Below are 25,140 nucleotides of genomic sequence, written 5' to 3'. Positions count from 1 at the left end.
GTTTTGGACAATGGGAGGAGATTCGATGTCTAACAAGCCAGTCAGCTTGAAGGTTCTAGCCGCGCACCTTGGCCTTACGGTTCCGACCGTCAGCCGAGCGCTGAACGGATATGCCGACATCAGCCCGGCCACGCGAGAACGTGTACGGCGCGCGGCCGACGAACTCGGGTATCGCCCGAACCAAAACGCAAGACGGCTGTCGATCGGAAACCCTGAAACAGTAGGGTATCTCATGCCACGAATTGGCCAGTCGATTGCTCAACCTTTCGTCGCCCAATTATTGCAAGGATTGGGAGAGGCCCTTGGCAAGCGCCACTGGGACCTGTTGGTGTCGCACGCTGAGTCCGCCAGTGATGAACTCGCACAGATTGAGAAGTTGACCAGATCAGGGCGCGTAAGCGGCTTGGTTATCTCTCGCCCACTTCGAAACGACCCCCGCCTCCAGCTTTTGCAGGATTTGAAATTCCCCTTTGTGGTCCATGGGCGGACAGGCTCGAGCACTGACTATGCATGGTATGACGTTGACGGCGAAGATGCGTTTGTGACCTCGGTGAACCACCTTGTTGGGCTTGGTCACAGCCGGATTGCTTTTGTCGGTTCACCATTGCAATTCCAATTCGCTCAGGACCGCCTGATTGGATACGAACGCGGCATGGTCGTTAACGGACTGACCGTTGATAAGGATCTAATTCAGATTGCCGAATTCAGCGATGATGGGGGGGAAGCGGCAACAAACATTCTTTTGGATTTGCCGCAGCCACCGACAGCGATTGTCTGTGTCTCCGATACAATGGCATTGGGTGCTTTGGCGGCCATTCGTGGACGAGGCCTACGCCCAGGCGTCCACGTTTCCGTGATCGGTTATGATGGCTTGCAATTTGGCAACCATTCCAACCCCCCCCTTACGACTATGGCTCAACCTCAGGCACATGCCGGGCGACGATTAGGCGACATGCTCATGGCGATTATTGATGGCGATAAACCGTCCAAACACCAAGAATTGCAGCGCGCGCAATTGCTGCGCCGCATGACAGACGGCCCGATGCACACTGCAGCGGATCAAAAACTCGTTTCAACTAGGGAGGAAACCACATGAAACGCACAACACACCTAATGGCTGGCTTGCTGGCATCAACGGTTCTAGCGGGGGCCGCAAACGCGGATAATATCCGCTTCTGGACCATGGAAGTTCAACCAGAGCGCATTGCCGTTCAAGAGGAAATGGTCGCTGGCTTTGAGGCTGCGACGGGTCACACAGTCGAAATCATCCCTGTCGAAGAGTCTGACATCCAAACACGTGCGACTGCTGCATTCGCGGCAGGCGACCTCCCTGACGTGATCAACCTGACAGTCAGTCACATTCTGCCATACTCCGAAGCTGGCCTTCTGGATGCAGGTGCCGCTTCTGAAGTCATGGACAACCTTGGCGTTGATACCTTCGCCGAAGGCCCTGTAGGCATGGCGATGTCTGACGGCGAAATCGTTGCGGTTCCTTCTGATGGCTGGACCCAACTGGTCGTGTACCGCGCAGACCTGTTCGAAGCCGCTGGCCTTGAAATTCCATCCACATTCGACGCAATGAACGCCGCAATGGAAGCGTTACACAGTCCACCGGAAATGTATGGTTTCGTTGCTGCAACTAAGATCGACGAAGGCTACATGATGCAGCTGATCGAGCACCTCTCGCTCGCGACCGGTTATTCCCCTGTCAACGCAGATGGGTCAATCAACGAAGACACAACACACCTTGTTGAGTTGCTCGAGCTTTACACGGGCCTGGTTGCAAATTCCCCTGAAGGTGATCTGTACTGGTCCCAGTCTCGTGAACTTTACCTCGATGGTAAGGCCGCAATGGTGATCTGGTCCCCGTCTATCCTCGACGAGCTTGGCGGGTTGCGTGACAGCGCACCTGTCACAATCGATGACGACCCTATGACAACTGCACTGGCTGAAATGACCGGCTTCTCAACCGTTATATCTGGCCCCGGCAACGCAGACGGCGCAGCATATGCTGACGTTCGCTACCTCGGCATTACTGCTGATGCGAACACAAGTGTTGCACAGGAATTCGTCGAGTACGTGATGTCCGAAGGCTACAGCCAGTGGCTGTCACAAGCGCCAGAAGGCAAGTTCCCAGTGCGCCGCGGCTCTGAAGCTGGTGACACCTCCTTCGAAATGGCGTGGGCAGGCTTGGACGTTGGCGTTGACCGCAAGGCTCCGCTTGGCGACATCTACCCACAGTCTGTGATCGACGACATCGTCGAAGGCCTTTCTGTTGGTGACCGTTGGGGCGTGGCTGACGGCCAACTGGCAACAGCCTCCAAGATCGTCAACTCCCAGATCATGTCTCGTGTCATTCGTGAAATGACAGACGGCGATCTGACCGTTGAGGAAGCGGCCGCAAAGATTGTCGAAGAGCACATGGCTCTTGATCTGTAATCGAAAACAGGCGGCGCGTTACACCGCGCCGCCTTTTCCGAACGAATACTGGATACGCTGATGTCACTCGACAACGCCCCCAAACCCCCAAAAGGACTAGGCCCACTGGCAAAACGCGAAATGCGTTTCGCTTACATGCTGCTGTTGCCGACATTCCTGATCGTGTTATCGGTGGTTCTGTTTCCGCTGGTGGCCAATGTTTGGATCAGTTTCAAACCTGTAACATTGGGGGACCTTCGGGCACCTTCCATCCTCGTTAACGAACGCTTGATGGGTGACCTTGAAGCCGTAGGCGACGAGGCCGACATCCGTTACCGTATTAGGAATTCATCGCGTCAGAGCGATATCGCGGACGTGTTCATGACAGACACGCTACCCGCATCCCTCGACATTCTTTCAATTGACGAACATTGCACACTGGATGGAGCCGCCCTCGCCTGTGACCTTGGTGACTACGAAGCCGGAAAACGCGAAGACATCATTGTTCACGTCGCCGCGACACAGGCGTTCCTTGATGAGCCGATCAACGTGAAAGACACGGAATCTGCGTTTGAGTTTGAGCCTGAAAACATCCTAACCAACGACGATTTCACGCTCGAGAATTTCCGCAAGGTGTTTAACGCTTCCGACTTCTGGCAGGTCCTTTGGGCCTCGCTCTATTACACCATCGCCGGAACTGTGGGCGCACTGGTAATGGGCTTGTTCGCCGCGCAACTGATGAACATGACCTTCCGCGGTCGCAGCTTCCTGCGTGGGCTTTACTTATCGCCCTATGTTGCACCTGTCATCGCTGTTGCCCTTGCTTGGGTGCTGCTACTGGACCCAGGACCCGGAGGCACTTTGAACGCTCTTCTCCTGCAATTGGGTGTAATTGACGGGCCTATCAGTTTCCTTGGGCAACGGGTGGCCGAAATCAATTTTCTCGGTCTTACGTTCGACTTCCCTGTTGCGCTGACGGTGGTCATCATCTTCGAAATCTGGCGCTACTTTCCGCTGGCAATGTTGTTCATCCTTGCGCGGATGCAGTCGATGTCCACGGATATCTATGAGGCAGCCGAGATCGATGGTGCAACTCCGATCCAACAGTTCCGCTTTATCTCACTGCCGCAACTAATGGGAATTATGGCCGTCCTGTTCCTGCTGCGGTTTATATGGACGTTCAACAAATTCGACGACATCTTCCTGCTAACAGGTGGTGCTGCTGGTACACGGACGCTAACGGTCAATGTCTACGAACAGGCCTTCGCCGTGTCCAACCTTGGCGCAGGTGCCGCCGTCGCCGTGGTCGTGTTCCTGATTTTGTTGTTCTTCTCTGTCATCTTCTTCAAATTTTCACCGGAGGACGACGCATGAGCCGTTTCGGTAATATCTTCTACCTTTGCCTGCTGTTTGGAGCCCTTTGGGGTGCAATCGCAACGCTACTGATCACGCTTCTCGCGCTGTTCATTTCTGGTGAACCTTTTCAACCTCAAATCACTGCGGGGGCAATTGCGGGGCTGATCACAGCTGCCGTTCTGACGGGGTTTCGTTCCGAAAGACGTACCGTAGGAATCCGCCTTTTGGCGGGATTAGCGTTTATTCTGGTGCTGACCGTCGGCTCAGGCGCGACGCCGATGGGGCTAGGGCTTTCGACGTATTCAATCGGGCAATTGATTTTCACCGCAATCATTGCGTTTCTGGTAGTCCAGGCGATCCACTTAAATGCTATCGGTTTTGGTCCATGCCGCGAACGCCGTTATAACGTTGAAGTCATCTGCTTACGGTTTATCAAAGGTTTCGGGATCGTGGCCTTCACCATCGCCGTCGCCTTGCCGTTCTTCGTAATGGTGATGATGAGCCTGAAGAACCAGCAATTGCTGCTTTCCAACCCGCTCGACTTCTCGATCGACTTTTCGCAAGGGTTCAGCGCCCTGTTCCGAAGCTATATCGAATTGTTCAGCCAATACCACTTTGGCAGCTACCTGATGAACTCAGCGATGGTTTCTGTCGTAACAGTGCTGATCACCTTGTTCTTCGCGGTTCCCGGCGCCTACGCTGTCGCCCGATTGAAATTTCCCGGCCAAAACTTTCTTAGCCGCTCAATTCTGTTGATCTACATGGTACCGATGATCGTATTGGTGATCCCGCTCTATGCGATTTTCAGCCAACTCGGGATGCGAAATACGCTCTGGGGGCTGATGCTGGTCTATCCGGCCACAACGATCCCTGTCGCGCTCTACATGCTCCAAGGCTACTTCCGTGGCATCCCTGCCGAACTGGAAGAAGCGGGTCTAATGGACGGGCTGTCCCGCCTGAACGTGATCCGTAAAATCACCATGCCACTCGCCCTGCCCGCCATGGCTTCGGTTGCCCTCTATGTCTTCATGATTGCGTGGAACGAATTCCTTTTCGCCTTCATGTTCCTCGACAACGTTGACCTCTACACGCTGTCGCGAGGGATTGCAGAATTGAACTCGTCCGAAGTTCCACGCCAACACCTGATGGCAGGTGCCGTAATTGCGACTGTTCCGGTGCTGGCCCTCTTTTTGTGGTTCGAACGTTTCCTTGTTGCGGGTCTGACCGCTGGATCCGTGAAAGGATAAATTATGTCTCAAAAGTTAAGCCTGCAACAAACGGCAATCAACACGTTGAATCTAAACGACCGCGGCGGTTTCACCATCCCGACCGCAGGACTCTACCCCTATCAATGGAACTGGGACTCTGCGTTCGTCGCTCTTGGCATCGCGACCTATGACATGGATCGGGCGTGGCGCGAAATCACGACATTGATCGAAGGCCAATGGCCAGATGGCATGATCCCGAGCATCATCTTTCGCGATGACAACCCAGACTATTTTCCCGGGCCCTCCCGATGGGGTAAAACGCACGGCGCCATTCCTTCAACTGGGGTCTCACAGCCGCCCGTTTTGGCAACTGTCGTGCGGCAAATCACTCAAGGCTCAAAGGGAATCGCACGCCGCGCTGAAGTGTTCGATGCTATTTTCGCATGGCACAAATGGTTCCACGATGCCCGAACCGCTAGTGGTATCGTCGCAACGGTTCATCCGTGGGAAACTGGGCGCGATAACTGCCCCGAATGGAACATCGGGCTCGACCTGATGGAGGTCGCGCCAGACCTGCCTCCATACACCCGAATGGACAACAAGCACGTTAATCCGCATCACAGGCCAACACAGGAACAGTACGACAAATACCTTACTATCGTTCATTTCGGCGATGGGATCGGATGGGACCAACGCCGACTGACAAACGAAGGCCCATTTTTGATGGCCGACCCAAACATCCATTTCGTTCTATTGCGCGCGGACAAAGACCTATTGGCGATGGCCGAAGAGATAGGCGAACCAGTTGAAACTTGCGAGCAAATCCGCGCATGGATTGCCAAAGGTGAAGCTGCAACAGACTACATCTGGAACGAAGAACTCGGTGCATTTTCTGCCCGAGACATACGCACGGGAAAATTCTCCGACGGATTTAGCAATTGCAGCGCTTTGTGTTTTTACGCTGACACAGGAACGAAGGAACAACGGGCACGAGTTCTTGCGCACCTGCAGCGTGTCGAAAACAAAGTATCCTATATGCTTCCCAGCTGGGATCCGGATGCGCCGGACTTTGAACCCCAGCGGTATTGGTGCGGACCGATGTGGCCACAGATGAACTACATGACGGCTCTCGGTTTGGAAGAACAAAGTGAACCCGAAATGGCACGAACTATTCGCGATGCCCTGAACAACGCCATCGAAAAATCCGGTTTTTGGGAATGCTTTGACCCCCTCACAGGGGAAGGCTGCGTCGGCGCAAACTTCTCATGGACGGCAGCGGTTTGGTTGTCTTGGCAAAACGCAACAAAATTAAGCGGTGCGGCATAAACCCGACAAAGGAATTTACTCATGGGATCTATTAGACTCAAATCAGTCGAAAAATGGTTCGGCGATGCGCAAGTTATTAAAGGCATCGACCTAGATATTCAGGACGGTGAGCTGATCATTTTCGTCGGACCGTCCGGTTGCGGGAAATCCACTCTGTTGCGGATGATCGCCGGTTTAGAAGAAACCAGCCGAGGCCAAATCCACCTTGATGGCGACGAAATGACCCATATGGTTCCGTCAGAACGCGAGCTTGCGATGGTGTTCCAATCCTACGCTCTCTATCCACACCTGAGCGTCCGTGAGAACATGGGCTTTGCCTTGATGACCGCTGGCGCGCCCAAGTCCGAGATTGACGAAAAGGTTGGCAATGCCGCGGATATCCTCAAGCTCGATGATTACATGGATCGCCGCCCCAAGGATCTATCAGGCGGGCAACGCCAACGCGTGGCTATTGGTCGCGCGATCGTGCGTAAACCTAAAGGTTTCTTGTTCGATGAACCACTGTCCAACCTGGATGCATCATTGCGGGTTGATATGCGGTTCGAGATCGCACGCTTGCATAAGATGTTAGAGACAACAATGGTCTATGTGACCCACGATCAGGTCGAGGCTATGACTTTGGCCGACCGGATTGTAGTGTTGAAGGACGGGTTGATCATGCAGGTCGGCACCCCCCGTGAATTATACGAAAAGCCGGACAACGTGTTCGTGGCGCAGTTCATCGGATCGCCAAAAATGAACTTGATGCCATGTACCACGGACGGAGGCTTCACCACAGCCCCCTCAAAACCCGCTGGCGCCGTGCAGCTCGGCATTCGCCCTGAGCATATCGGGATCAGCGACGCGGGTGGCGGACACTGCGATGGTGTCGTGCAAGTCAGCGAATATCTTGGTGCGGACTTCTTCCACTATGTCGATTGTGGCCCACTTGGTTTGCTGACCGTCCGCAGCTCTGGCGCTATGCCAGACATTGAAGGTCAAGCAGTTGGCCTGTCGTTCGAAAAAGAAAACCTGCACTTCTTCGGGACTGACGACTTGGCGCTCTGACCGGCTTTAGAAAAATGGCAAGTCGCAGATTGTTCCAGTCCGAAGTTTGCCGTTTTTCAATAAAGCAATTTGGTCACCCGCCACCTCATCCACGTTCAGCAATCCAAAACCAATTTAACGTCTGCTTTCACGGTGACCAACCACCGTTGGTCATCTGGCCGATCAACTGCCCGCCTTTATAAACATAATACCAAACGGCGTGGCCTGCCTGTTGCGATTGCTTGTCCAACACGATTCCCATTTGATGCAGCTTTGAACCATCCGCATTAATAATTCGAAGCACCTGAATGCCAATCACGTCATCGGCAAAGTCCAAGTCCACATACTAGCCGAGCCGCACCTCATATGGGTTTGTCGTATCATCTGTGTCCCCACCATAAGACAGCAGCGCGCTTCCAACGCGCTCAACCGGATTTGGGTTCCATGGCCCTATGCCCCACGGCTGACCAGCTTCGCGCACGACATCCCACAGATCCGTTCCGCGATCCCCATCCATTAAGTAAATTTCAAACACACGCGGATTGGATTCCCTAGAGGTGACAATGGTCGCAGACGGAACTGGTATCAAAGTGCGTCAGATTTTGAACAAGAAACTCAAAGCTGGAGGTCGTCCACTCACCCAATTCACAACATGAGTTTCGAGCGGTGCTCGACTAGATGATCAATCAGCCGTCGCGTTAATGCTTTTTGTGGTCCAATATCCGGCCAAACTGCATAAATACCTAGAACTGGTAGCGCCCATCCTGGCAACAGATGAACCAGCTCACCGCTCGCAAGTTCTTTCTCGATCTCACTGAGAGGTAGATGCCAAATTCCAAGCCCCGTCAGAACGGCGGCTTTGGCGGCATGCACTGTATTGACCTCAACCCGAATGTTTGTCGGTTCAAAGCTGACAGACTGCCCCAATCGATCCAACGTCATCCTGGATGGGATTTGCGTCACCGAGATAAAATCGTGCTCAGCCAAATCTTGCGGGTGTTCCGGTAATCCTTGCCTAGAAAGATAATCAGGCGACGCAACAAGGCGTCGGTCAAAATTGGCGATCTTTCGGTTTTTCAGGCTGCTGGTGCTCAATGTGCCAAGCCGGATCGCCAAATCAAAGCCATCTTTGATCAAATCTGTCGGAACATCACTACACTCGAGTGAAATCGCCACCATCGGGTGAGCTTTGGCAAAGTTCCACATCTCCCGATGAAGTCTGCTTTGCTCTCCAAAAGCCGGCATTGCAATCCGAAGAGCACCAACAGGTTCATCATTTCCTGTGTGGATCGCATCCAACGCCTCCTCCCCCGCCGAAACCATCCGGCGCGCAGGATCAAGGGCAATCTGGCCCTCGGGCGTCAACGACATCGACCGCGTCGACCGGAAAAATAGCGTCACGCCCTGCCGTTCTTCAAGGCGTGACAGATGATGGCTTATCACGGATGTCGATAACTTTAGACGCCGCCCTGCCGCACTAAGGCTGCCAGTATCAGCAATCGCAACAAACACGGCAAGGCTTCGGTAATCGTCAATCATCTTTCTAATTCCTATAAAAATGATTTCTTTAATCTTGGGATAATCAAAAAGGCGCTGCCTGTCTATTTCTAGGTTCATCAGAAAGGAGACAGCAATGATCACAAGCACAGCAAACGTCACAACAGAGCGCGCAAGCACATATCTACAGCAACTTAGCAAACACTTCGGACACAAGGCTGAAGTGCGATTTGATCCACAGTCAGGGCAAATCAAGTTCCCATTCGGACAGTGCGAATTGAAAGCTAACGACACGACCCTAGCTTTGATTATCACCGCTCAGTCGCAAGCAAATCTGACCAAGGCCGAACGCGTTATCGCAAGCCACCTCGAACGGTTCGCATTTCGTGAAAATCCCGAAATCACATGGCGGCCATTTGCTGACACCTGACCATTCAACACGAACCAACCACAACACCCCAAACTCAAACTGGAGAAGCCCATGACCTTTAAAGCATTTATCGCATCCGCCACACTCGCCACTTTGGCATCAGGTGCATTCGCTGACGACACAGCCACAGTCACAACATTCTACGACCTGCTGAGCAATCCAGGCTCTCAGGACCTTGTCGCTGAATTCCAAGATGCCACATCCGAAGACTGGATCAGCGTTGGCGACTATTCCGGAAACGACAAAACGCGCGACGCCTTTTTAGGCCAAATGGGCGGTTTCGCCCAACTGATGCCTGATCTGAATTGGGAAATTCAGGACATGCACCAAGACGGTAACACTGTGATCGTACGCAGCCGTGCGACCGGTACACCTGTCGCCCCGTTCTTCGGTGTGGATGGCGAAGGCCGAAGCTTTGACATCCTGACCATCGATATCCACGAGTTGGAAGACGGCCTCATCGCTCGGACTTACCACGTTGAAGACTGGGCAGGCGCATTGCAGCAACTCGCTGGCAACTAAGCCACTTGAACTATGGACCGGAGAAATCCGGTCCAATCCATAGGAGCGTACTATGAACCGCAGAACTTTACTGACGACCTCCCTCGGCGCATCGCTTGCGGTGATCCTTGGAACTCAAGCAGGAGCACAAGACATGGACGAAACAACACAAGCAAGCTTTGACACCGTCATGGCCTTTATGGGCGCAATGGGGAGTGGCGATATGGAAACCATGGGGAACTTGATGGCGGATGACATGGTCTGGCACAACGAAGGTGATACGTCCCTACCCTGGGTTGGCGAGACCGCCGGCAAAGAGGCAATCTTTGAATTCCTTGGTGTCTTTTCAGCAAATTTTCAAACCACCAAATGGGAAAACTTAGATGCATTTGCGTCTGGTGATACCGTTGCGGTGTTCGGCCGCATGAATGGAATAACGACCCACAGCGGCAAGGAGATCGGTGAATTCACCTTTGCCTTGCGCGCCAAAGTCCGTGATGGCCAAGTGGTCCTGTGGAATTGGTTCGAAGACAGTTTCGCCGTCAGCCAAGCCTACCACGGTTAGATCACCTCCAAGTGGGCGCAATCTGCGCCCACTTGGTTCAATCCAGGAGACCAACATGACCATCGCAATAACAGCCGTATCCGGCCAACTGGGCAGCGAAATCGCCCGCACGCTGATCGCAACGCATCCCGGCGAAACCGTCATTGGCCTTGCCCGCACGCCAGCCAAGGCGCCAGACCTTGGGATTGAAATTCGTCCCGGTGACTACGACCAACTCGCCCAGCTGCGCCAATCATTGCAAGGGGTTGATACCCTTCTTCTCGTATCCGGCATGGACGCGCCAGAAGTCCGCATAAAGCAGCACCGCAACGTTATCAACGCCGCGAAAACTGCGGGCGTGCGCAAGATCGTTTATACGAGTATTCAGGGCGTCGAGGAAGGCACCGCTTTCTCTACCGTGGTTCAAAGCAATCGACAGACCGAAGCCGACGTGCAGGCAAGCGGGCTTAAATATGCTATCGGACGAAACGGGATCTATATTGAACCTGACGTCGAATATATCGACAGCTACAAAGCCCGCGGCGAAATCGCAAACAGCGCGGGAACAGGCAAATGCGGCTATACAACACGCGCTGAACTGGCTACCGCCTACACCAGCCTTTTGACGTCTGACAAGTTTAATAGCCAAACGTTCAAACTCTACGGAGTGGCGATGTCTCAGACACAACTGACTGACTATCTGAACAGCGCATTTGGCACGTCTCTCAAGTATCGGGAAATGACACCGGACGCGTTCATTGCGGATCGTAAGGCGGAATTAGGCGACTTTATCGGCCCGATCATCGGCGGCATTTACGAAGGAATCCGTCAAGGCATTTATGACGGACCAAGCGACTTCGAAACCGTCGTCGGGCGGGCTCACCAAAGCTGGGATGAATATTTTGAAAATTTGGCGACGTCCGCGACGGATACCTAACCGCGCTACGTAAAAACTTTATGTTAAATCGGAGAAAATGAAATGTCGGCCGTAAAATCGTTTTTCAATCACCCCTATACCTTCTGGGCGATCCTCAGCCTACCAGCGATCCCTATGTTTATGGCGCTTACCACCGGTGACCCACGCGCCGTGCATCAACTGCTCCACCCGACAGGCGAATTCGCTGCACGGTTCATGATCATCTCAATGATGATCACGCCGCTGATGATGCTGTTCAAAGGTTGGCGCGGCCCGCGTTGGTTGATGAAACGCCGGCGCTTTTTGGGTGTTGCGGCGTTTGGCTATGCCCTTGCGCATACAATTTTATATCTAATTGACGAAGGTTTGGTGGCGTTCACCGGCGGAGAAATCTCAAAGCTCTATATCTGGACAGGCTGGCTCGCGTTTTTTATTTTTGTTCCGCTTGCAGTTACGTCCACAGACGGCTGGGTGAAGTCGTTAGGCACGAAATGGAAAAGCCTGCAACGCTTCGTCTACGCAGCGGCTGTCTTAACGCTGCTCCACTGGGCCGCTTTGCATGATTGGAGTGGCGTCGGCGCTGCGCTGGTGCATTTCACCCCACTCGCCGCGCTTGAGCTGTATCGCGTTACTAACAATCTGCGACGTCAGCGCACCCGCTTGGCCTAGGCGACAGAAACGCTCTCTAATGCCAATTGTGAACCAAGCTTGCCTTCGCTGCGTTGATCATCAGTGGCCGTTTCAGAAACTTGGAAGCAATCGCGAGGGAGATTATGGGTTGATAGCGACGCCGATGTCAGCCGGGCTGTCAGTATCAATTGCAAAGCCACAGTAACGATATTCGCCGCCATCTTAACCATCACCCAAGCCCTCGATAGCGGCACGCCTTTGCATCAGGCTGTGAAACATTGACCACCACCCCGCCCATGTGCAACACAACTGCATCACGTTGTGAAGTGTTCGAAATTTTTTATTGCAAACACAATGAGTTACAAAGTCCACTGGGAATCCTACCACCCCAGCCAGCTCTTTCCTTAAGTAATTGCAGATGTTTTCGTTCGCTAGAGCGGTCTGAATGCCCCAGTTCCCGCCACCCCCAATCATCATCGGGGGAAGCGGGTGTCTTAATTAGAGCTCAGGTTAGATTATGGCAGCGGCCTAGTGCAATTCGCCATCCACTCCATTAGCTCTTCGATCGACCTAATCTAGCCAATTCTCACGTTGCGAGCCGAACTGCAGATGCTCGGGGTATAGACGGCCACCGACATAGGGAGCGATCTGGCACAGAAAGCTTGGGGAACTGTCCGTGACAATCCTGCGGGCGGCTTGCTTGTGTCGATCGGGCTCGGCTTGCTTTCGGCGTGACCAAACCGCAGCGCAATTCCAACCCCGCAGCCCACCGCTGTTGCACCCGACAAGGCTTTGACGAATGGATCGATACTGCGGATGCTGCGATGTCGTCGCCCGAGACGTCCGGTCTGGATCAATTACCGCCCAAAGCACGCAAACTGGTCGTCAAACCCCGCAAAGCTGCGATCTCTGCGCAAAAGACTGTCGAACGCAAAGCCCGCCACGCGGTGCGCAAGACTTCTGGTTTTGTCCACGACCAACCGTTGATGGCTGAGGCACGCAACTCGCTTCAGGATGAAATATTGCAGACCCGTTCTGACGTTTGAGAGGAGTTTTCGGCATGAACATACCGCTTTAGAATGTTTGTTCGTTCTCGAAATTGACTTTCAATCCCGGGGTACAAGAACGATTTTGTTGCGAACCCGTGCTAATACCCTTTCGCCGTAGACTTTCCTAAAGAGCTATCAGTGAGCCTGTCAGCGGGGTCGGGAAACCAGGTAGCAAAAGACTGTCCAATGCTGGTTGGCGTTTGTTAAGCTCCTAACGAGAGCATTTGCAGGAGACCCACATGATTGGTTGGAAAGTGACTGGAACGGTTTGCGATGAACGGGTCCGCTATAGCGATATTGGCGATGGAGCGGCAGGTATGGGGCTAAGGGTGAAACGACTTATTCATAGCCTTCGGTTCGTGTTAATGGTTGCGGGTGCGTTAGCGTTTCAAACGCCGGCTTCGGCGCAGTCAATCTCACGGGACATCCCCTCGTGGTTGCAGCAGCATGTGGGCACAGGTGAAGGGCAGATTGCACCTGTCGTTCTGGAACGCGCGCGCGATCTCTATCAGCAACAGTGGCGGCGCGCTGGCGTTCGCAACCCTTGCTATATGGCCATGGATGCGACGCGACCAAGCACGTCTTCTAACGGCACACCAACGCAGCGCTATTACATTGTCTGTGAAGAACAGGGTTCGTTCACTGCAGTGTCGTCTGGATACGGGAACGGACGCAGCATTCCAGGAGCAGATTTCTCGAATGGTCGAGAATGTGCGCGGCATTTCAGCAATGCGTTGGGGTCGAACCTGACGATGGGCGGCGCATACCTCACAGCGGAAGCGCGCACGTCTCATAAGGGATATATCAGGCAAAACGGGCAGACGGTGCCGTTCAACCGCACGTTCCTTGTCTTTGACGGAATGAGAGAAACGTCGAACGCACGAGAACGCGCGATTGGCGGCCATATGGCAGCGTTTGTCCGGTCACAATGCCGGATGAGTGTGCCGAGCAGCCCGCATGCAGACGAAAGTGGGTTTATACGGTTCGGCCGGTTGATTGACTATACGAGCGGGCGGAGCAACGGATGCACGACCTGGTCCGAAGACGTCTCTCAGCAAATCATTTCGTTGGTCGATGGGAACAGGACCTCGCTATATATTTACCCAGAATCTCGGGACATTGATGCGGTTGGAACTGCCGTGAGCAATGGGCGTTCGCTCTCTGAGCAAGGTCTCTACTGGAACAGCTCCTGCCTTAACCAAATTGGCGCGCCAAGGTTCTGGCCAAGACGCCAGCTCGAACCGATTATTCGCGAATGGAGGGCCTCACTGCCTACGCCGAGTTACAGCCCCCTACCGATTTGCCAATGAAGGCTCGATGTACTTTGTCGATTATCAGATAGCTAAATCGCGGCGGACCACGCAACGCACAGGGGTCGCAAGATACGTCGTTCCCTGAAAGAGGCGTTCCATAGAAGAGTCGGGCCTTGCGCGATTTTCCACCGCGCAAGGCCGTTTTAGAATTTATGCAATCGCAAACTCGTCTGCAAAGACGATGTCGTCAAAATCAGACACGCCCAACAAAGTAATACGATCATTGCCTCCCTCAAGGGAGATCCGGACCGAGCCCCAATATTCCCGGACATCGTCGATTGCTGCACCGCCCAAGTCGATGACGTCCTCAGACACATTGAAGTCGAATATGATACTGTTATCGCGTGTACGATCCTCGGCAAATTCGGCGGAGAATACAAACGTGTCGGCACCATCGCCGCCCCAATATTTGTCCCGTTTGCCGTCGCCCGCTCTGATGACGTCATCACCGTCTCCAGCGAAAACAAAATCGTTGCCGCTACCGGCATCGATATCATCGTTCCCGTTGCCCGCGAAAATCTTGTCGTTTCCGCTGCCGCCGAAAATAAGATCATCCCCGCCAGCGGCGAATATGAAATCATTTCCACTCATACCGTCGATCTGGTCGCGACCTTCAGTGCCAGACAAGAAGTCCCTGCGATTTGTGCCTGCAATCAGATTGTAAACGGGATCGAAATCAAAGCTAACGATCACTGGATCATGATCAGAATTTCGGGCTGGGCTATCATCACTGTAAAGGGTCGGGTCCCGTCCGAAATCGAGGTTATAATCCAGCGCATCTGCCTCATCAGAATTGATATGCCATTCCGTGACCCCAGCGAGGTTTTCAGCAAGCGCATCATTGGCCAATGCATAATCGAGCGTGCCAATCTGACCATCGAACACATAGGAATATGCGTCGTCGCCCAGTTCTGTCGCCGCAAGATCTGTGAAACCCGCGTCGGACAAAGTCGTAAGAGGGTCTTCTTTGGCGTAGGCATTCAAATCGCCCAAAATCAGCGTGTTTTCTGACCCCTGACCTGTTGGATCATCGTTCAGCCACTGAGCAAGGATACTTGCTGCTTCGGTTCGGGTCGCATTGTTGTTACCCTGACCGTCCCCCTGCGCTTCGTCTTCTGCGAGCCCTGATAGCGACCCCTTGGACTTGAGGTGGTTAACAGACACGGTGAGTGTTTGCCCTGTGTCCAAATCTTCAAACGTCTGTGCAATCGCAGGACGGTTCAGGTCTCGGCCCGCGCCCAAAGGATCAAGGAAGCTCTGTCCGTTGAAGGTTTCGAGTATAGCCATGTCGCCCTTAAGGCCGACGTCGTTCACCTTGTAGATCAACCCGTTGGAAATAGCGTCGCCACCGACGAATTCCTGTTTCGGATCAGCGAAGGCATAGATTTCCGACCCAAGGTCGGCGTTTACACGTTCGACAATATCCTTAATCGCAAAAGTGTCGCCAGCGAAGTCGTTTTCGATTTCAATAAGCCCCAATACATCCGCATCGATTGCAACAATTGCCTTTACCAGCTTGTCGGCCTGACGCTCGAACTCTTCAAGGCTGTCGGCACCACGCGGATCGGACCCGTTGTCTGTGGTGACGCCGGTTTCATCGATTGTAGTGAAATAGTTGAGCACGTTCAGGCTGGCGACTGTGAAATTGCCGCCAATGTCTTCTGGGGTCTCATCACGAGGGTTGGTTTGATCATAGACACCGGTTGCATCATTTATGCGGAATTCCCCGAAGGAATACCCCACGACGCCTTCGATCGAAGAAATCTCGTCTCCCATTCGGAAACTGTCCTCTGCGGTGAGCACACCGTCATTGCCATCGATAATTTTCAGCGTGTCAGGGTTTTGGGCTGACAAGCCATCATCCAAAACCAATGTGCGGGACGCTGTGTCTTGTAGGTGTTGTTCATAACCTTCGGCGTCCGGGTCATTGTTTTGGGTAAACTGAGTTACCCGTCCGTCGGCAGTGACGTTGTATTGGCCAAAACGATCAAGATTGAACATTTCGGATACTGTCATGTCCTGAGCGACGTTAACCAACATGCCTTCATATGCTTCGAGGTTGGCAACATAGTTACCGCTGCCATCATCCATGATGTTGGCTGTCGGGAACACGACGTCCATCGCAGGAGGTATCGGTTGATCTGTGTCCATCACGACCACGGACGTCGCCGAGAGCTGGGTCTGACCAAAGAATTCACTGACGGTGCCTGTGATTTCGACCAGATCACCAATGTTCACGTCCACCAGTGGCGCTGTGCCATCGAAAATAAAGATGCCTTCAGAACTTAGGTCGTTGAAATCGTAGTCGATTTCTTCTTCCTGAATATAAAAACCGTTCAAATCACCCTGTGTGCCAAACAGGCCATCCTGAAAATCGGCTGTGACGATGGCGCTGACCGTCACAATCTGACCTTCTAGCGCGCTTCGATCATCAACGCCGATCACATCCAGATCGCCGGTTCCGACGCTGCCCTGAATTTCACTGATCAGTGTGATTTCAGCCGGTGGCTCTATAAAGTTGCTGGCGCCCGGCGTCGGGGCTTGAGCAACGAAATCACCCGTTTCGTCAGGTTGGCGGGCCAGCGCATCTGACGTCGACGTGCCATTGGCGCTTTCATTCGCTTGAACGCTTTGGCCGAGAGCAGCCAAAAGCTCAGCGTCGTCGGCGTCATTGGTTCCGTAAACGATAGCGTCCACCAAGTTTACGGTTGTGGCAGTGGTCGGCGCGGTCCCTTCATAAAGAGCAACTGCGTCCGCGCCGTTTTGCAGCCCGTTAGTCGTGAACTCGACCAGATCAACATTGGGAACATCGGCAGACCCAACAACAAAGAAGCCATCGGCGTTTGTGGTGAACCCGTCTAGGGAAATCGTATCATAGCTCGCTTCGCCGTTCCCGTTAAAGAGCACGAGTGTCAGCCCATCCAGTGACGCATTACCAACTCCTCCATCGTAGATCTCGATGAATTCTTGGCTATCGGTACTGTCCTGATCTGCGTCGATTTCGTTAATCACGAAAGTCGGTGCCGTCACAACATTTTCAAAGGACCCAGTTGGGAACGGCGTTGCCGCGGTTGCATTACTCGTTTGCCCATCAAAGGCGTTTGCTCCCGACAGGGTCCAATCGGCCACGTCAAAAATAGGACTGGCGGTCGACCCGGGGTTTCGTGCAGCCCATCCATCTAGGTATTCCCAAGGCTGGCCATTTCCATCAACATTAATGTCGCCGAAAAGATCACTGACCGATCCAAATGCGTACAGCTCAATCGCATCATCGCCGTTCACCGACAGTGCCCCCGCTGTGTAATCGGGGGCAAACCCCATAAATTCGGTAAACCCGACTGTTTCAGAGGCCACATAGATATAAGACCCAGCAGCGGCCGCCACGGCGGGAAAGGTAAACTCTTCTCCGTCCGATCCACCCCCGTTATTTGCTGATCCTAAACCATAACTTGAGAGATCGGCGATGTCGGCAGTCACGAAAAGCTCTACCGCCTTAGGCAACCCACCGCTTAATGGACCGTCCAAAACACCTGTAATTATCAACGACATATCATTCTCCTAATTTGGCGGTCCCAGCAGAGACGCAGACCGCAAAGACCACAGTATGGTTGGAACGTAACAAACAAGTAGCCATCCCAAGTATTGGGCAGGAACGGCCAAATGCGCGGTCCAAAGATCGGCTTGCGCGACCTGCACACCATGTTGAGCCTGTGCAAAGTCATCCAGCGATAGCCAACAGACAACCCTAGGCTGTTCCGAAAGACAATGGGGCAACTTCATTTTCATTGCACCAAGCCCCCGCGAAGATCGAACTGAACCGGCCCATATTCTTTGACTGCCCCGTTTTTCTAAGAACATCGGCATCCATTTGAGGGCCTTATTGCATTGCACTTTAGAAGTAATTGCATGAGCGTAGCGCGATGAAACCATTCCCGATCCGGATTGAAAATCCTGTAGAACACTCAGGCCCGCTGCCGACGGTGGCGGATGTCGTTGTCATTGGCGGCGGTGTGATCGGTGTTATGACGGCATGGTTTATAGCGCGCAAAGGGCTGCGTGTTGTCGTAGTCGAAAAAGGCCGCATCGCAGCCGAACAGTCTAGTCGAAATTGGGGCTGGATTCGCCAACAAGGGCGCGATCCGGCTGAATTGCCGATTATGATCGAATCCAATCGCATCTGGCGCGAAATGGACGTCGCGCTACGCGCAGAAATTGGATTGGCTCAAACCGGCACTCTGTACTTAGCAAAAGGTGCCGCCGAAATGGCCCGCTACGAAGCATGGTTGCCGCATGCCAAAGCCCACGATCTCGACACCCGACTGCTGAGCAGTGTGGAGGTAGCCGCGATGCTGCCTAGTGCAGCACATCGTTGGCACGGCGCCCTTTGGACCGCCTCGGACCTACGGGCTGAACCTTGGGTTACGGTACCTGCAATCGCGCGCTCTGCGTCAGCGGACGGGGTAAGAATTGTTGAAAACTGCGCCGCGAGAGGGTTGGAGCGCAAAACCGGTTCGGTGAGTGGCGTGATCACCGAGCAAGGAACGATATCCTGTGACAAGGTCGTTTTGGCAGGCGGGGCGTGGTCTTCGCTTTTCTTACGTCGCCACGGGGTGAACATCCCACAGCTTTCTGTGCGCGCAACGGTCGTCGCGACACAAGCCGTACAGAACGTTTATAACGGCTGCGCGGCGGATCATCGGTTTGCGTTTCGGCGACGCGAAGACGGCGGCTACAACCTCGCGCCCGAAGCCTTTCATGAACTGCTTATCGGGCCAGATGCGTTTCGCGCATTCAGAAAGTACTTACCTCAATTGAAGGCCGATCCATTTGGCACAAATTATCGCCCATTTGCGCCGCGTGGATACCCCGACGCTTGGGGCACATCGCGCCGCTGGCGGTTCGATAAACCAAGCCCATTTGAGGCGATGCGCATCCTCAACCCCGCGCCACACAAAGGAACAGTGGCCAAACTGGCCAACCTCTTCGCTCAAACATTTCCGGAACTTGGTGCAGTTGGCGTCGAAACAACGTGGGCGGGCATGATCGACACCCTGCCCGACGCGGTGCCTGTGGTGGATCATGTCGACAGCATCCCCGGTTTAACGGTTGCCACGGGTATGTCGGGACATGGGTTTGGCATCGGTCCCGGTTTCGGACGAGTAATCGCTGACCTCGTGACAGGAAATGATCTGGGGCACGATCTTCACCGTTTCCGGTTATCGCGATTTTTTGATGGATCTCGCCTAAAAATCGGGCCGACCCTTTGATCCAATTGGCACACCGATGCGGGCTGCAAAACGTGAATTTTAGCTCATATTGCGCTTAAACCTAATTTGGCACTGCCATAATTTCCGCCTAATGTGCTCCCAATCGAAGTGATATCAACGACCTTTTAGGCGGAATGTCTTCGCCTGAGCACCGCCACAACCTAAAATTGTTCACCTGTCCAATTGTGTCATGCCAGACATGTTGTAACGGTGATCTGGTTCCAAAAATGAACGGCCAATATTCGAATCTGTAAACAATAAATGCTCACGTTCAAATCTTTGCCTTAACTTCTATCAACCGATCTAAACCCAGTCGTGATCACGGGCTGAACCGCGGCCGCCTGTGGGACATCGGAAGTGATGCAAAATTCTAATGTGTATTGTTATAAAGGCTTAACAATACCACTTTATCATCGCTTTCGCGAAACGCTGCGCAACGAATTAGAAGTGTGTTTCTAATCTCCACAAAACGGAATAGCGATTCTTCCCTGAGTCTCTAGTAACTGGCACTCTGGCGCCGGCCCTGCTTGGTAAAATTTAACGAAAATGTGGCAAAGATTACGGTATTTCCAAGAAGTGACGTCTAGGTCACTTTTACCAGAAAATGAAAAAATCACCTAGATTCAATGAACTAGACCCACCCAAAATTTGACCGCTTATTGTCAAATTCCCGGCTCATTCACGCCTGCTTTGCCCGACAAATTCGAAGCAACATAAAATTTTAATCGGTAATTAGGACAATAGTCGCAAGCATAGAAACGCAGACGTTAACCCTTATTCATCAGAGGGCTAAATCTGAAACGGTTTCTAACTTGCTTGACCAAATGTCCCGGGTAATTAGAGAATGAAAAACCAGAATATTTTGGAAATTGCATCGACCGTCGGAGACGAGATTTCCGTAGATCTGTTTGGTGGAAATATTCTGGCCAATAGTGGCGAGTTATTTGGGGACGGCCAATACGATACAGCCATTAACGATCTGGGTGTAACGTCCCTGCGGTATCCCGGTGGATCTCGGACTGAGAAATGCTTCGATATTAATAACCCGAATGCTGAGACTGTCATTGACGCAAACACTGGCGAAGAAAACAGCTGGATCTCGTTGTCTGACTTCTTCGGGTATGCCGAGGACAATGATCACCCTGTGTCGGTCGTCATCCCGACTCGGTTCAACCTATCCGAAGAGACTGATGAGGACGGCAACAGATGGCCGGATTTCAGCGAAGATGACCTCCGGACTTTCGTTCGAGATGTCGCATCAGGTGAATATGGGTCACCTGATATCCGAGCTTTCGAGATCGGGAACGAATACTGGCATTCCGGCTATATGAATACAGTCGAATATGGTCGCCTCGCATCCGAGATGACCGACGTAATTCGCGATGAATTGGACAAGGTTGCAGTCGACAACGCTGAGGCTGGCAATATTCAAATCACCGTTCAAATGGGACAGAATTTTGCTGCTGCTCGATTGAATGATGACTATGACGACGTCACACCGGAACAAGCTATCGATGCCTTGAATTCCGACTACGGTCTCTCGCTCGATGCTGATGCGTTGTACAATAGCGGGCAGGTCAACTGGAGCTATGTACATAACAAAATTCTTATCAAACAATTCGAAGACGACGGCACGATCGACGATGTAGATGGCATCATTTCTCATGTTTACAGCCTTGGTGACGCCAACGAATGGTCGCGTGAGTCGAGCCTTGGCGTACTCGAAGAGACGTGGATGGCAGAATACCCTGACATGCAAGTCCATGTAACCGAATGGAACATGAAAGGCGTGACCGACCAGCTGGAACGCTACGAAGACTACGGCCTGCATCAAGCCGAAGAGATGTTAAACATCATGGAGGAATTCATCAAAGTTGGCGTTGATCATGCCCAAGTATGGCCACTGACTCACTTGACTGACAATTCTCTTAGCAGCAAATGGGAGTACGCTGAAACAAATGCACCCGGAGCGATGTTTCAGATGATGGCGGAAAACCTGCCAGGAAAGACCTTATTGGATTTCCATCCGGATATCGACCGGCACACAGAAGCGGAATTGAGCGATATTAACGTCCACGGTTTTGCGGGTGAAGGCGAACTCTTGCTGTATGTCACGGGCACAAACCACGAGGGCGTGACGTCAACCAATTTGGACCTGAGCAGCCTTCTTGTTGATTTCGACACAATGGAACTGACCATTCTTGGCGTCGAAGAGGGCGGAAACATTGGATACAATAAGACCCACGCAGAGCTAGAAACAGTAGACCACACCCTCGTTTACGACGATGGAACGTTGAACGTCAGCCTCGATCCCGCCGAAATCCTGCAAGTCGTCGTAAAGGGCGTAGTTCCCACAGATCAATTGGCGCCGTTTATCGGGGAGCAATCGAACGAAGACGACTTTACAGCGTTTGAACCGCTGGCCGAATTCGCCTCGGCCTCCGCGCATGAAACAGCGTCTTCAACAGATGATGCGATTGAGGACGATGAAGAGCCGATGCTAGACGTCGCAGACGACATGGGGCTCTCAATGCTCTTGGCTGTGCTTCCTGTCTTAGCTCTCGCGATGTCCTTCGGGTAAACGCCTTTTTACGTCTCTGCTCAGCCGAAGTTGTAGATACCGGAGACCGAAACCTGATCACCCAGTTCATCAACCTGAACGAGAAGCTCGAATAGGGTCAAGCGGCTATTGCAGCCATCAATATAGTTATCTTATCAACTGAGTATGACGTCTCAAAGCCCATGTGCCGCCGGTTTCAAACCTTTTGGCAACGAACGAAACAGCGCTACCGAAAGTTTACTTTATGTCGACTAATTCCGTTTTTGTATCAGGCTCTTTGAGTGAACATACCTTTGACCTCATTGAGACACTAGCCTCAGGAGTGGCAAGAGGGGTTGGATCAAGTATTTCGATTGGCGGGAATGGGCTGAAAGCCGCGTCGCTGGGTGGTAGTGGTCTGTTTGTAAACTCAACAGGTAGTCAACTATTACGAGGATACATCAACGAAATTGACTTTACCCAGATCATTATCGGGCAAGGGTCTCCTCAATTTGTGGACTTGATTGAAATCGACTTACCGACCTTCTCTGCGGGCGGGCTTTATACAATCCAAAGCCAGATCGATAACACCGTATCTGCACAGCTAAATCTGGAATACCTTATCGAACAATTTTCGGATTTGGATTGGTCGTTTTCAGGTAGCGACGAAGATGACTCTATTACTGTAACAACGTTGTTCTCCCTCTCAGGCGACGACACTTTTGAAGGCTTAGGCGGGGACGATATTATTCAAGGTGGCGACGGTGCGGACGTCATTAGCGGTGATGGCGGCGCAGATATACTCTTTGGCGACAATGGCGGGGACACCATCACGGGGGATGAGGATAACGATATCCTTTTCGGCGGCGCGGGTAATGACACTATTACCGGCGGTGAAGGCATAGATTTTCTATATGGCGGTGACGACGATGACTTACTTGTCTCTGACGACCTACCCGTTGCCTTTTTCGCTGAAACGGCCGCCTCTGTTTACAGATTATATCAAGCGACGCTTGGCCGTGAGCCGGACGCAAACGGCCATCAAAACTGGACCACACGTTTAGAATTGGACGGACTAACGCTGTTGGAAGCAGCCAATGGGTTTGTTGGATCGTTAGAATTTCAAAATACTTATGGCTCACTCGGTGACGCTGGCTTTGTTAACCTCCTTTATCAAAACGTATTGGGTCGTGATGCTGATGATGCTGGCTTGGCCCGATGGGTTGGTGACCTAGAAACCGGCGTGTCACGAGCGCAGGTCGTCTTGGGCTTTTCCAATAGCAAAGAATTCAAAACCAACACTGCGACAGATGCAGCCCAATTCGCGCAAGGCAACACACAACAAATTTGGGCCGATGACGTGTTCCGCCTTTATCAGGCCACGCTAGATCGTGCACCAGATGTGAACGGAATGTTTAACCGAACAGAGCGCCTCGGATCTGGTACCGAGTATTTGGATGAGGCTGCTGGTTTTGTGAACTCGACTGAATTTAAGAACACTTATGGCGCTAATCTAAGCAATGCCGACTTCGTTGAGTTACTCTACCAAAACGTTCTGGATCGGAGTGCTGATGATGCAGGCCTGGCCCGATGGGTCAGCGACCTAGAAAACGGTGCATCACGGACCGAAGTTGTCCGTGGGTTTGCCCAATCCAGTGAATTCCGTGACAAAACAGCAGACTCTTTGGAAGACTGGATGCGTGAAAACGTGGAAGGTGACGTAATTGATGGCGGCGCTGGAAATGACGTAATTGCAGGTGGGCATGGATCAGACCTTTTCATTTTCCAAGAAACCCATGCAGGCAATGATCGCGTTCTAAATCTTGAAGCTTGGGACAGCATTGATGTCACTGATTTCCAGTTTGCTGATTTAGCTACAGCGCAGGCAGCTTTCACTCAGAACGGTGCCAACGTCGAGTTTGTATCTGGTGATGTCCAAGCCACGTTCGAAAATACAGACATCGCGGTCTTTGATGATGACCTTTTAATCCTCATTTAGAAGGACCCGCGTGTCCGCCCAGGGCTGACTAACCTTTCATCATCGCGGCCTTAGTTTGGAAACTTCGACTGCGTTGACGGCGGGGCTTTTCGAAACGTTATTGCACACGTCGTTAAACGCTAAGATGGGCCACAACTGCCGCGTGGTCACTGATCCCGAACTCCAGTCGAACATCAGATGCAACGTGGCAATCTTGGGTGAAGACATAATCGACCATAAATCGTTCAAAAAGTTTGGTAAGGTCGGGATCATTGCCTAAGCGATGAAAGTCTCGATCGAGACTAGAAGCATAAGTCTGCGGGACATTGTCGGCGTAACGTTCACACAATACGTCATAAAGCTCATTCTCGTTTCGGGGAATGTTCATATCGCCGCACAAGACATGCGCTGGTAATTGATCGAGAACGTCAAGGAGTGAGCGCATGTCATTCTTTTGATGCTGGTCCGCGGTTTCTCCGGAACGGTTCCATGTGAAATGCGTGGCCACTATGTCAAGATCGCCAATCTTCGCATGAAGCGCCACGTGTGAAATCGAGTTTCGCTTGTCGTCCTTTACAAAAGGGACAATCTCCGCGTCCGCGCGATAGTAGTAATGCGGCTGCGCGCTGTGCTGCTCTCGACTGGCAAACAAAACGCCTTCTTGAAATTCTTGGCCCGCCTGGGTGCGGATCATCATAGGGGCAAAGGTCGTGTGATACCCAAGTTCTGACAATGTGGATTCGAGGAATTCGGGCGCCTCTAGCAGGGCAATTGTATCAGGGCTTTCTTTCGCCAGAAATGGCAGGACCCGATCAAGGTGGCGTGCACCCTCAACGTTGAGAGAAATCAGTTTGGTGAAACTACGACCATCCAACATAAGTGCAGAAACCCTTTCCAAATGTGTCCTGATTATGGCGGTAGCAGAGGATGCACGCCTCTGGCCAGCCTTATTTTTAAGGGCGCGTGGACAAAAGATTGGACAGAGGGTCATTGTTTCTATAGCGAGAGCTATAACGGGCATTTCGCATGAAATTGCTCGATTTCATGAAGACCGAGTAAACGTTAGGCGCACTTTATTTTACGCCAAGGCGAGCAAAATTGGCCTAATTCGAATCATGAAACGCGACCCAATCCAGCAAGTT

General features: G+C 52.5%; 21 protein-coding genes. 16 read left to right on the top strand and 5 right to left on the bottom strand.

Going from position 1 to position 25,140, the window contains the following annotated elements:
- Positions 1-25 precede the first annotated feature (25 nt).
- From L0666_RS08285 to L0666_RS08260, 6 genes are all read left to right on the top strand, one after another.
- Positions 26-1,096 carry a LacI family DNA-binding transcriptional regulator gene (locus L0666_RS08285; protein WP_235260258.1) on the top strand — a complete coding sequence of 357 codons (1,071 nt, stop codon included), beginning with the start codon at positions 26-28 and terminating at the stop codon, positions 1,094-1,096.
- Positions 1,093-2,439, top strand: a complete 1,347-nt coding sequence (locus L0666_RS08280) for an ABC transporter substrate-binding protein (protein WP_235260255.1) — start codon at positions 1,093-1,095, stop codon at positions 2,437-2,439. Before L0666_RS08285 ends, L0666_RS08280 begins: the two co-directional genes overlap by 4 nt.
- A 120-nt stretch (positions 2,440-2,559) precedes the next feature.
- Entirely contained in the window at positions 2,560-3,792 is a 1,233-nt protein-coding gene (locus L0666_RS08275; RefSeq protein ID WP_235260252.1) for a carbohydrate ABC transporter permease, read from the top strand.
- The gene (locus tag L0666_RS08270) at positions 3,789-5,021 is read left to right on the top strand and encodes a carbohydrate ABC transporter permease (RefSeq protein WP_235260250.1); all 1,233 of its coding nucleotides are present in this window, start codon (positions 3,789-3,791) and stop codon (positions 5,019-5,021) included. Before L0666_RS08275 ends, L0666_RS08270 begins: the two co-directional genes overlap by 4 nt.
- 3 nt (positions 5,022-5,024) lie before the next feature.
- Positions 5,025-6,308 (top strand): MGH1-like glycoside hydrolase domain-containing protein, encoded by a 1,284-nt coding sequence (locus tag L0666_RS08265; RefSeq protein WP_235260248.1) that lies wholly within the window; start codon positions 5,025-5,027, stop codon positions 6,306-6,308.
- A gap of 21 nt (positions 6,309-6,329) precedes the next feature.
- The gene (locus L0666_RS08260) at positions 6,330-7,355 is read left to right on the top strand and encodes an ABC transporter ATP-binding protein (protein ID WP_235260247.1); all 1,026 of its coding nucleotides are present in this window, start codon (positions 6,330-6,332) and stop codon (positions 7,353-7,355) included.
- Between the two features lie 127 nt (positions 7,356-7,482).
- Here L0666_RS08260 and L0666_RS08255 read toward each other — a convergent pair whose 3' ends face one another.
- From L0666_RS08255 to L0666_RS08245, 3 genes are all read right to left on the bottom strand, one after another.
- Positions 7,483-7,677 carry a hypothetical protein gene (locus L0666_RS08255; RefSeq protein ID WP_235260243.1) on the bottom strand — a complete coding sequence of 65 codons (195 nt, stop codon included), beginning with the start codon at positions 7,675-7,677 and terminating at the stop codon, positions 7,483-7,485.
- 3 nt (positions 7,678-7,680) lie between these two features.
- Positions 7,681-7,851, bottom strand: coding sequence for a hypothetical protein (locus L0666_RS08250; RefSeq protein WP_235260241.1), 171 nt, complete (start codon positions 7,849-7,851; stop codon positions 7,681-7,683).
- Between the two features lie 128 nt (positions 7,852-7,979).
- The gene (locus tag L0666_RS08245) at positions 7,980-8,873 is read right to left on the bottom strand and encodes a LysR family transcriptional regulator (protein ID WP_235260238.1); all 894 of its coding nucleotides are present in this window, start codon (positions 8,871-8,873) and stop codon (positions 7,980-7,982) included.
- Positions 8,874-8,967: 94 nt separating this feature from the next.
- Between L0666_RS08245 and L0666_RS08240 the strand changes: the two genes are divergently transcribed.
- From L0666_RS08240 to L0666_RS08210, 7 genes are all read left to right on the top strand, one after another.
- A complete protein-coding gene (locus L0666_RS08240; RefSeq protein ID WP_235260237.1) occupies positions 8,968-9,261 on the top strand; it encodes a DUF2218 domain-containing protein in 294 nt (97 codons plus the stop codon).
- Positions 9,262-9,312: 51 nt separating this feature from the next.
- On the top strand, positions 9,313-9,783 hold the full coding sequence (locus L0666_RS08235) for an ester cyclase (protein ID WP_235260235.1): 471 nt from the start codon (positions 9,313-9,315) through the stop codon (positions 9,781-9,783).
- 52 nt (positions 9,784-9,835) lie between these two features.
- Entirely contained in the window at positions 9,836-10,327 is a 492-nt protein-coding gene (locus L0666_RS08230) for a nuclear transport factor 2 family protein (protein WP_235260233.1), read from the top strand.
- Between the two features lie 55 nt (positions 10,328-10,382).
- Complete coding sequence (locus tag L0666_RS08225) at positions 10,383-11,243, top strand: NAD(P)H-binding protein (protein WP_235260231.1); 861 nt, start codon at positions 10,383-10,385, stop codon at positions 11,241-11,243.
- Between the two features lie 42 nt (positions 11,244-11,285).
- Positions 11,286-11,891: a protein-methionine-sulfoxide reductase heme-binding subunit MsrQ gene (locus tag L0666_RS08220; protein WP_235260228.1), complete on the top strand. Its 606-nt coding sequence runs from the start codon at positions 11,286-11,288 to the stop codon at positions 11,889-11,891.
- 692 nt (positions 11,892-12,583) lie between these two features.
- Positions 12,584-12,898 carry a hypothetical protein gene (locus L0666_RS08215; protein ID WP_235260225.1) on the top strand — a complete coding sequence of 105 codons (315 nt, stop codon included), beginning with the start codon at positions 12,584-12,586 and terminating at the stop codon, positions 12,896-12,898.
- A gap of 242 nt (positions 12,899-13,140) precedes the next feature.
- Positions 13,141-14,211: a murein L,D-transpeptidase catalytic domain-containing protein gene (locus L0666_RS08210; RefSeq protein ID WP_235260224.1), complete on the top strand. Its 1,071-nt coding sequence runs from the start codon at positions 13,141-13,143 to the stop codon at positions 14,209-14,211.
- A gap of 153 nt (positions 14,212-14,364) precedes the next feature.
- Here L0666_RS08210 and L0666_RS08205 read toward each other — a convergent pair whose 3' ends face one another.
- Positions 14,365-17,763 (bottom strand): ExeM/NucH family extracellular endonuclease, encoded by a 3,399-nt coding sequence (locus tag L0666_RS08205; RefSeq protein ID WP_235260222.1) that lies wholly within the window; start codon positions 17,761-17,763, stop codon positions 14,365-14,367.
- Between the two features lie 371 nt (positions 17,764-18,134).
- Here L0666_RS08205 and L0666_RS08200 point away from each other — a divergent pair, with 371 nt between their 5' ends.
- From L0666_RS08200 to L0666_RS08190, 3 genes are all read left to right on the top strand, one after another.
- Complete coding sequence (locus L0666_RS08200) at positions 18,135-19,481, top strand: NAD(P)/FAD-dependent oxidoreductase (RefSeq protein WP_235260217.1); 1,347 nt, start codon at positions 18,135-18,137, stop codon at positions 19,479-19,481.
- An 844-nt stretch (positions 19,482-20,325) separates the two neighbouring features.
- Positions 20,326-22,062 carry a hypothetical protein gene (locus L0666_RS08195; RefSeq protein ID WP_235260216.1) on the top strand — a complete coding sequence of 579 codons (1,737 nt, stop codon included), beginning with the start codon at positions 20,326-20,328 and terminating at the stop codon, positions 22,060-22,062.
- A gap of 301 nt (positions 22,063-22,363) precedes the next feature.
- On the top strand, positions 22,364-24,019 hold the full coding sequence (locus L0666_RS08190) for a DUF4214 domain-containing protein (protein WP_235260215.1): 1,656 nt from the start codon (positions 22,364-22,366) through the stop codon (positions 24,017-24,019).
- 112 nt (positions 24,020-24,131) lie between these two features.
- Here L0666_RS08190 and L0666_RS08185 read toward each other — a convergent pair whose 3' ends face one another.
- Positions 24,132-24,896 (bottom strand): endonuclease/exonuclease/phosphatase family protein, encoded by a 765-nt coding sequence (locus L0666_RS08185; protein WP_235260209.1) that lies wholly within the window; start codon positions 24,894-24,896, stop codon positions 24,132-24,134.
- Positions 24,897-25,140: the final 244 nt, after the last annotated feature.

Origin of the sequence: Octadecabacter algicola, assembly GCF_021532625.1 — a bacterium.
In the GTDB taxonomy this organism is placed as follows: domain Bacteria; phylum Pseudomonadota; class Alphaproteobacteria; order Rhodobacterales; family Rhodobacteraceae; genus Octadecabacter; species Octadecabacter algicola.
The sequence above is the reverse complement of the archived record's forward strand: the minus strand, read 5'-3'. Positions and strand labels throughout refer to the sequence as shown.